This is a genomic window from Pseudomonas sp. R62 (genome assembly GCF_000257605.1).
Classification (GTDB): domain Bacteria; phylum Pseudomonadota; class Gammaproteobacteria; order Pseudomonadales; family Pseudomonadaceae; genus Aquipseudomonas; species Aquipseudomonas atacamensis.
This window is the reverse complement of sequence record NZ_JH635999.1, coordinates 2437801-2446977: the sequence shown is the minus strand read 5'-3', so window position 1 is coordinate 2446977 and position 9177 is coordinate 2437801. Positions and strand designations below refer to the sequence as shown.

Sequence of the window (9177 nt, the reverse complement as noted above, 5' to 3'; positions counted from 1 at the left end):
CTCTGGAACGCCACCGTGACAACGCCCTGTTTGTAGGATTCGCACCGGCCGAACATCCAAAGATCGCCATCTCGGTAATGATCGAAAACGGCGAGGCGGGTGGTCGTGTTGCCGGTCCAGTAGTGCGGCAGATCATGGACGCCTGGTTACTCGATCAGGATGGCCACCTCAAGCCGCAATACGCAGCGCCGAGCAAGGCGCCGGGCGATCCTCACGTCTGATGCGTAACGGTTTCACAGCACAGGCTCCGTAAGCGGAGCCTGTGATTACGCACCGGGTGCCGGGCAACTCATATCACCTTCCTCACATTTCAAATACTGCTTGAGGGTTTCTACTCTGGCCTTGGTTACGGCTGTGAGACAACTACTGTAAACCAATGGATAAACACTCCCGCCCGCCACCCCAGAAGCCGAAAACTTGCACTCGACATCCCGGAAGCTGACCCACGCCCGCTGCGCGTTGACCAACAGCTTCTTTCCGTCCGGGTTGTCCTTGAGACGCCCGGTGATCTGCTGATAGAGCGTATTCAATTCCTTGTCCGCCGCTTTGAAGGCTTGCCCCGCGCATTGATTCATCGTCGCCTGATCGCTGGCGTTGGCGCAATCAACGGCGGCATGGGCGAAAGGGGCAAACAAAAAAGGCACTGAGGCCAGAAGCAAACGCACTGACATAAGGTTCTCGCTATCTCGAGTGGAAAGGGTGTATCGATTGTTATGTACGTAGCCGGGACGCCTCAAGCAAGCGATCCGCAGTGGCGGTGATTTCCTCGCCTTCATGCAACTGCTCCAGCCAGTGTTCGGGGATCGCCCGAGCGCTGTAGTAAGCACCTGCCAACTGACCCACGATAGCAGCCGTTGTATCCGCATCATCACCGAGATTGGCTGCTTTCAACACCGCTTCGGCGAATGTCTGCGTATGGTGAAAGCACCACAAAGCGGCTTCCAGCGATTGGACGCTATAGCCACTGCCTTTTATTTCAGTTTCCGCTTTGTGAAGGTACTCACCCTGAGCAATCGCAACCACCTTGGGCTGGGAAAGCTTGAGCAGTGGCGCCCGGCGAAGCTGTGTTTTCTCCGCACCCTCAAGCGCTCGTGCAATCAGATCAGCCAGCAATTGGCAGCACTCGATTGCCTCCGGCGCCGCATGGGTTGTGCGCGAACTGTCGGCAGCGTGGATCTGGATCTGTCCAGCGTCCGGAAAATAAAACAGCACGACTGGTGCCAACCGCATCAGCGACCCGTTACCAGCAGTCAACGGATCAGTCGACCCTGCGAAAGGCTCCCCGGTTCGCTGATACTGTTCCAGCGCCTGGCTCACGGTCATGCCGATGTCGAAACATTCACCGGTGGAGCTAAGGTATCCCCACTTCCACCAATTGAGATAGCGGCCCATCTGATCAGCCGCGTCGAAACCGTTTTTGCGCAGCAGGCTCTCGGCCAGGCACAGTGCCATTGAAGTGTCATCGGTCCATTGCCCTGGCTTGAGCTGGAACGGGCCACCGCCGACCATGTCGCTCAGCGGCTGGAATGATCCTCGCGGCTGGAACTCAACTGTTGTGCCGACCGCATCGCCGCAAGCCAGGCCGAGGAGGGCGCCGCGATACCGATCGGCAAGAGAGGGCTGCATGATTCGTCCTTGTTTCTGCGGATTCGCTGGGAAGATAACAGGTCATGCGGCGCCGATCACAGAGCGCAAACTACCGCAGAATGTGTCCGCTCGAATCGGTGTCTGCAGCGCTTCGATACAACTTCGCATTGGACATGTGGTCATACAAGCCTAGTGTTCAGAACAGGAGGTGACGTATGAAACCAGTACCTAACAGTTTCGAACGCAAGATCACGCTCAAGGCGTCGCGTTCCCACGTCTGGCGTGCATTGGTCGATGCAGAGGCGTTTGGCCAGTGGTTTGGCGTGGCGCTCGAGGGCCGGCGTTTCATTGCCGGCGAGTGGACGCAGGGCCAGGTCACGTACCCCGGTTATGAACACGTATTGTGGAATGTGCTGATCGAGCGGGTCGAGCCGCAGCAGCTGTTTTCTTTCCGCTGGCACCCGTATGCGGTCAACCCGAAGATCGACTACTCACAAGAGCCGACCACGCTGGTCAAGTTCGAATTGCAGGACTTCGAAGACGGCACACTACTCAAGGTCTCGGAATCCGGCTTCGCGCACATCCCTGATATCCGTCAGAAAGAGGCGTATTACATGGACAGTCGCGGCTGGGAGGAGCAGTTGAGCAGGCTTGAACAGTTTCTCGCCGAAAGCGCCAGGGCTCGTGAAAGCGGCGGTGCCTGACGGGTCTAAGGGTTTTCGGAAGTGTTTGTATGGCGAATGTCTTACACGCTTTGGTAGCTTTTACGACTATTGCTGATTGGATCCACTGGGTAATCTACACACATCAACTGAGACACAGGGAGTGTTTCAGGATCATGGACGATCGACCATAGCAAGGATCGCTGCCGACAGGGAGTCGATAATGGTCTTGGGAAAAACCCGCTTCGGCGGGTTTTTTTTCGCCTGAATGCAGGAGCCGCCGAAGGCTGCGATCTTTTGATCCTGCTTTTGAAAGCCAAGTCAAAAAGATCACAGCCTGGGCGAATGTCACCCCGTCACGAAGCAATCAACTGCCGCAACACATAATGCAGAATCCCCCCGGATTTGAAGTACTCGACCTCATTCAGCGTATCAATGCGGCACAAGACTTCGATTCTTTCCTGACGCCCATCCTCCCGAGTGATAACCAGCGGCAGGTTCATCCGCGGCCTTAGCTCGACGCCGGTCAATCCCAGAATTTCAAACGTCTCTTTGCCGGTCAGATTGAGACTCTTGCGGTTTTGATCAAGCTTGAACTGCAACGGCAGCACACCCATGCCGACCAGATTCGAGCGGTGAATACGTTCGAAACTCTCCGCAATCACCGCTTTGACGCCCAGCAGATTGGTGCCTTTCGCCGCCCAGTCACGGCTCGACCCGGTGCCGTACTCCTGACCGGCAATCACCACCAACGGCGTCCCCGAAGCCTGATATTTCATCGCTGCGTCATAGATCGCCATTTTTTCCCCGGTGGGGATGTAAATGGTGTTCCCGCCTTCCTCGCCGCCAAGCATCTCGTTGCGAATACGGATGTTGGCAAACGTGCCGCGCATCATCACTTCATGATTGCCGCGACGGGAACCGTAGGAGTTGAAGTCGCGCGGCTCGACGCCTTTTTCCTGCAGGTATCGCCCGGCCGGGCTGTCGATCTTGATGTTGCCGGCGGGGGAGATATGGTCGGTGGTCACTGAATCGCCGAGCAAAGCCAAGACTCGCGCGCCTTTGACGTCTTTGACTTCCGGCAGAGGGCCGGAAATGTCGTCGAAGAAAGGTGGATGCTGAATGTAGGTCGAATCGTCCTGCCACACGTAAGTCGCCGCTTGCGGCACCTCGATGGCCTGCCATTGCTCATCACCGGCAAACACTTCGGCGTATTCCTTGTGGAACATCGCCGTATTGACCTGATTCACCGCTTCAGCGATTTCCCGACTGCTCGGCCAGATATCTCGCAGGTACACCGGATTGCCCTGCTGATCCTCGCCCAGCGGTTCGCTGCTGATATCGGTGCGCACACTGCCAGCCAAAGCGTACGCGACGACCAGAGGAGGCGAGGCCAGCCAGTTGGTTTTCACCAGTGGGTGCACACGGCCTTCGAAATTGCGGTTGCCGGACAGGACTGATGCGACGGTCAGATCGGCTTTCTGAATGGCTTTCTCGATCGGCTCCGGCAGTGGCCCGGAGTTGCCGATGCAGGTGGTGCAACCGTAGCCGACCAACGAAAACCCGAGCTGATCAAGGTAATGTGTCAGTCCGGCAGCCTTGTAATAATCGGTGACGACTTTCGAACCCGGCGCCAATGAACTCTTCACCCAAGGTTTGCGCGTCAGGCCTTTCTCTACAGCTTTCTTCGCCAGCAACCCGGCCGCCATCATCACGCTCGGGTTGGAAGTGTTGGTGCAGGAAGTGATCGCGGCGATGACCACGGCACCGTTTTTCAGGCGATAGGTCTTGCCCTCGTATTCGTAGTCCGCTTCGCCGACCAGATCGGCGTTGCCCACCGCCACGCCGCCACCGCCCTCGCTTTCCAGGCGTCCTTCTTCCTTGCTGGTCGGTTTGAATTGCAGGTCGATGAAATCACTGAAGGCCTGCGCGACGTTCGGCAGCGAGACGCGATCCTGCGGACGTTTCGGTCCGGCCAGGCTTGCCTCGACGCTGCCCATGTCCAAGGCCAGGCTGTCGGTGAACACCGGCTCCTGGCCCGGCAAACGCCACAGGCCTTGAGCCTTGGTGTAGGCCTCGACCAGCTTCACCACTTCCGGCGGCCGGCCGGACAAGCGCAGGTATTCCAGCGTGACATCGTCGACCGGGAAGAAGCCGCATGTCGCGCCGTATTCCGGGGCCATATTGGCGATGGTCGCGCGGTCGGCCAGTGGCAGGTCGGCGAGACCGTCGCCATAGAATTCGACGAATTTGCCAACCACGCCTTTCTTGCGCAGCATCTGCGTCACGGTCAGCACCAGATCGGTCGCGGTGATGCCTTCCTTGAGCTTGCCGGTGAGTTTGAAGCCGATCACTTCCGGGATCAGCATCGACACCGGTTGCCCGAGCATCGCCGCTTCCGCTTCGATCCCGCCAACGCCCCAGCCGAGTACGCCGAGACCGTTGATCATGGTGGTGTGGGAGTCGGTGCCGACCAAGGTGTCGGGGAAGGCGTAGGTGCGGCCATCCTCGTCTTTGGTCCAAACGGTGCGGCCGAGATATTCAAGGTTGACCTGGTGGCAGATGCCGGTGCCCGGCGGGACCACGCTGAAGTTATCGAACGCACTCTGGCCCCAGCGCAGGAAGGCATAGCGCTCGCCGTTGCGTTGCATTTCGATGTCGACGTTCTGTTCAAACGCACTGGCGCTGGCAAACTTGTCGACCATCACCGAGTGGTCGATCACCAGATCCACCGGCGACAACGGATTGATCCGCTGCGGATCACCGCCGGCCTTGGCCATCGCCGCACGCATGGCGGCGAGGTCGACCACGGCGGGCACACCGGTAAAATCCTGCATCAATACGCGGGCAGGGCGGTACTGGATTTCGCGATCGGAGCGGCGCTCCTTAAGCCAGGCGGCGATGGCCTTGAGGTCAGCGCCGGTGACAGTTTTTTCGTCTTCCCAGCGCAGCAGATTTTCCAGCAGGACCTTCAATGACATCGGCAGCTTGTCGAGATCGCCCAGGCTTTTGGCGGCTTCCGGCAGGCTGAAATAGTGGTAGGTCGTGGCGTCGATTTGTAGGGTTTTCAGTGACTTCAGACTATCGAGGGACGGCATTACGATCACTCCTTTGAGTCCGCACGGCTACGGACTGAGGGGACGGGCAGAGCATTAAACCTAGCCCTGTTTTGAGTAGCTGGCTAATAACTGGACTCTATGGACGGAACCAAGGTTCCGACTTCAGCTATCATGCGCCGGTTTTCGTGACAGGCATTGCGGCAACGCAAGGCTTGAGCATCGCGCAGCGGCCGAATGATCGACCGCTGCCCAGGAGTAAGAATGAACACCCTATTCATGCATTGCCGGCCCGGCTTCGAAGGCGAAGTCTGTTCGGAGATTTCCGATCTCGCCGCCCGTCTCAATGTCGCCGGTTACGCCAAAGCCAAAACCGCCACGGCCTGCGCCGAGTTTGTCTGCACTGAAGCGGACGGCGCTGAACGCCTGATGCGCGGTCAACGTTTCGCCGAATTGATCTTCCCGCGGCAGTGGGCGCGCGGCTTTTTCATCGATCTGCCGGAAAACGACCGGATCAGTGTGATTCTCGCGCACATGGCCGATTTTCCGGTGTTTGGCAGTCTGTGGCTGGAAGTGGTCGATACCAATGACGGCAAGGAACTGTCGAATTTCTGCAAAAAGTTCGAAGGACCGCTGCGCAAGGCGCTGACCGCCGCTGGCAAACTGATAGACGACGCCAGCAAGCCGCGTTTGTTGCTGACCTTCAAAAGCGGACGCGAGGTGTTTCTTGGCATGGCCGATGCCGGCAACTCGGCGATGTGGCCGATGGGAATTCCACGCCTGAAGTTTCCTCGCGAGGCGCCCAGCCGTTCGACCTTGAAGCTGGAGGAGGCGTGGCACCACTTCATTCCACGTGATCAGTGGGAAGATCGCCTGCACAGCGACATGACCGGCGTTGACCTTGGCGCCGCGCCGGGCGGCTGGACCTGGCAACTGGTCAACCGGGGCATGCTGGTGACGGCGATCGACAACGGCCCGATGGCTGAAAGCCTGATGGAAACCGGACTGGTCCAGCATCTGATGGCGGACGGTTTTACCTTCAAGCCGAAGCAGCCGGTGGACTGGATGGTTTGCGACATTGTCGAGAAACCTGCGCGCAACGCGGCAATGCTGGAAGAGTGGATCGGCGAAGGACATTGCCGCGAAGCAGTAGTCAACCTGAAGCTGCCGATGAAGCAGCGTTATGCCGAAGTGAAACGTCTGCTTGAGCGCATTGCCGATGGATTCAAGGCACGTGGGATCAAGGTTGATATCGGCTGCAAGCAGTTGTATCACGACCGCGAGGAAGTGACTTGTCATCTGCGCCGGCACGACACCAGAAAACCCAAATCGCGCTGACACAACACTGAACCTGTGGGAGCGAGCCTGCTCGCGAAAGCGGTGGGGCTGACGGATTGCCTTCGCGAGCAGGCTCGCTCCCACATGGGTTGGACGATATCCCAAGCAATGCGCGACAATGCCGGCCAGTTTCTGGAGTGAACCATGAGTGAAATGATCGATACCCCGGTCGACGGCACCCTCGACGCCACCGGCCTCAATTGCCCGGAACCGGTGATGATGTTGCACCAGCACATCCGCGATCTGGTGCCCGGCGGCCTGCTCAAGGTGATCGCCACCGATCCCTCGACCAAGCGCGATATCCCCAAGTTCTGCGTGTTTCTTGACCACGAGCTGGTCAGCCAGCACGAAGAGGCCGGCACCTATCTGTACTGGATTCGTAAGAAGTCCTGATTCTGGGCAAAAAAAGACCTGCAAATGCAGGTCTTTTTTATGGGTGATCAACCCGCCGAACGACTGATTCGAATCCGCTTGCGCGCGCTGCGTGTCAGCCGGATCGACAGCATCAGCGCCGCGCAGCTCAGGCCGACGATCAAACCCTGCCACAAGCCGCTCGGCCCACGTGGCTCACCGAGCCAATCGGTCAGGCCCAGCGCATAACCGACCGGCAAACCAATCCCCCAGTAGGCGAACAGAGTCAGGATCATCGTCACCCTAGTATCCTGATAGCCACGCAGCGCGCCGGCGGCAGTCACCTGGATTGCGTCGGAAAACTGGAACAGCGCCGAGTAGACAATCAGCATCGCCGCAATGTGAATCACTGTTGGATCAGCGGTATAGATCGCCGCAATCGGCTCGCGCAGCGCCAGCATCAGGCTCGCCGACAGGCAGGCGTAGGCCAGCGCCGTGCCCATGCCGACTCCAGCGGCAAAACGTGCCTCTCGCGGTTCCTCGCGGCCCAGCGCCTGGCCTACACGCACGGTGACCGCCATGCCCAGCGAATAGGGAATCATGAACACCAGCGAGCTGACGTTCAGCGCGATCTGATGCCCGGCCACCACCGTCGCGCCGAGGCTGCCGATCAGCAGGGCGATCACGGCAAAAATGCTCGACTCTGCAAACACCGCGATGCCGATCGGCAAACCAATCGACAGCAGACGTTTGATCACCGCCCACTGCGGCCAGTCGAAGCGGCTGAACAATTCGCTAGAGCGATAGGCCGGTGCCCAGCGTTCATACCCGGCCAGGCCCAGCGCCATCACCCACATCACGATCGCCGTGGCCCAGCCGCAGCCGACGCCGCCCATGGCCGGCACGCCGAAGTGGCCATAAATGAAGATATAGTTCAGCGGGATGTTCAATGCCAGACCACAGAGGCCCAGCACCATGGCCGGGCGGGTCCGGCCGATGCCGTCGCTGGTGCAGCGCAGCACGTGATAGAAGGCCACCGCCGGCAAGCCGCTGGCGATGCCGTGCAGATATTGCATGCACGGGCCGATCAGCTCGGGATCGACCTTCATCAGATGCAGGACCGGCTCGGCGGCGACCAGCATCGAGGTGGCGATCAATCCGACTACCAATGCCAGCCATAACGCCTGACGCACGATCGGGCCAATTTCGCTGTGCTTGCCGGCGCCGAAACGCTGCGCGACCTTTGGCGTGGTGGCCAGCAGGGTGCCGGTCATCAACAGAAATACCGGAACCCAGATCGAGTTGCCCAGCGCCACCGCCGCCAGATCCTTGGGCCCGACGCGCCCGGCCATCACCGCATCGACGAAGCCCATGGCCGTGGTCGCCAGTTGCGCGATGATGATCGGCAGGGCGAGGGCGAGCAGGTTTTTCAACTCCAGGCGAATCCGCGCAGGGCGGCTCAGCGAGACGGCGACAGGTTGGTCAGTTACAGGGTTCACAGGCAAAGCGTCCAGAAAGTATTGATGCGCAGAGCGGCGCATTCTACGCCGCTGACGCTTCGGTCAGGAAAAATCCTCTGTTGCGCATTTGTAAGCGCAAACCCTGCTGGCTGATCGAAGCGTCAGCACCTAAACTGCCGATCCGCCCAAGGAGCCCGCCATGCTGATTGTTGCCGACGAAAATATCCCGCTGCTCGATGCCTTTTTTGCCGGTTTCGGTGACATCCGCCGAGTGCCCGGCCGCTCCATTGACCGCGCGACGGTCGAGCAGGCCGATGTATTGCTGGTGCGTTCGGTGACCAACGTCAATCGTGCGCTGCTTGAAGGCAGCAAAGTGCGCTTCGTCGGCACCTGCACCATTGGCACCGATCATCTGGATCTGGATTACTTCACCGAGGCCGGGATCTGCTGGTCGAGCGCGCCGGGTTGCAATGCCCGTGGCGTGGTCGATTACGTACTGGGCAGTCTGATGACACTGGCCGAAATCGAAGGCGCGGATCTCACTCAGCGCACTTACGGCGTCGTCGGCGCCGGTGAAGTGGGGGGGCGTTTGATCAAGGTCCTGAAGGGCCTGGGCTGGAACGTCAAGGTTTGCGATCCGCCGCGTCAGGCTGCCGAGGGCGGCGAATATGTCAGCCTCGAGCAGATCATCGAGCAGTGCGACGTGATCAGTCTGCATACGCC

Annotated in this window: 9 protein-coding genes; 5 read left to right on the top strand and 4 right to left on the bottom strand. The window is 59.3% G+C overall.

The features are described from left to right. On the top strand, window positions 1-221 hold a 221-nt coding region (locus OQK_RS28730), incomplete at its 5' end, for a penicillin-binding transpeptidase domain-containing protein (protein WP_038861946.1). Window positions 222-266: 45 nt separating this feature from the next. Here the strand turns inward: OQK_RS28730 and OQK_RS28725 are convergent. Then, window positions 267-671, bottom strand: a complete 405-nt coding sequence (locus OQK_RS28725; protein ID WP_016775508.1) for a lysozyme inhibitor LprI family protein — start codon at window positions 669-671, stop codon at window positions 267-269. A 40-nt stretch (window positions 672-711) separates the two neighbouring features. Continuing rightward, complete coding sequence (locus OQK_RS28720) at window positions 712-1626, bottom strand: ADP-ribosylglycohydrolase family protein (protein ID WP_016775507.1); 915 nt, start codon at window positions 1624-1626, stop codon at window positions 712-714. Between the two features lie 176 nt (window positions 1627-1802). Between OQK_RS28720 and OQK_RS28715 the strand changes: the two genes are divergently transcribed. After that, on the top strand, window positions 1803-2291 hold the full coding sequence (locus OQK_RS28715; RefSeq protein WP_016775506.1) for an SRPBCC family protein: 489 nt from the start codon (window positions 1803-1805) through the stop codon (window positions 2289-2291). A gap of 314 nt (window positions 2292-2605) precedes the next feature. Here OQK_RS28715 and acnA read toward each other — a convergent pair whose 3' ends face one another. Next, entirely contained in the window at window positions 2606-5347 is a 2742-nt protein-coding gene (acnA, locus tag OQK_RS28710) for an aconitate hydratase AcnA (RefSeq protein ID WP_016775505.1), read from the bottom strand. 222 nt (window positions 5348-5569) lie between these two features. Between acnA and rlmM the strand changes: the two genes are divergently transcribed. Together rlmM and tusA are read left to right on the top strand one after the other, a co-directional pair. Continuing rightward, window positions 5570-6643 (top strand): 23S rRNA (cytidine(2498)-2'-O)-methyltransferase RlmM, encoded by a 1074-nt coding sequence (gene rlmM / locus OQK_RS28705; RefSeq protein WP_016775504.1) that lies wholly within the window; start codon window positions 5570-5572, stop codon window positions 6641-6643. Between the two features lie 144 nt (window positions 6644-6787). Next, window positions 6788-7036, top strand: a complete 249-nt coding sequence (tusA, locus tag OQK_RS28700) for a sulfurtransferase TusA (protein WP_016775503.1) — start codon at window positions 6788-6790, stop codon at window positions 7034-7036. Window positions 7037-7083: 47 nt separating this feature from the next. Here tusA and OQK_RS28695 read toward each other — a convergent pair whose 3' ends face one another. Further along, a complete protein-coding gene (locus OQK_RS28695) occupies window positions 7084-8493 on the bottom strand; it encodes an MATE family efflux transporter (protein ID WP_038862250.1) in 1410 nt (469 codons plus the stop codon). Window positions 8494-8653: 160 nt separating this feature from the next. Here OQK_RS28695 and OQK_RS28690 point away from each other — a divergent pair. Beyond that, window positions 8654-9177, top strand: a 524-nt coding sequence (locus OQK_RS28690; RefSeq protein ID WP_038862248.1) for an NAD(P)-dependent oxidoreductase, incomplete at its 3' end; no start/stop codon positions are given.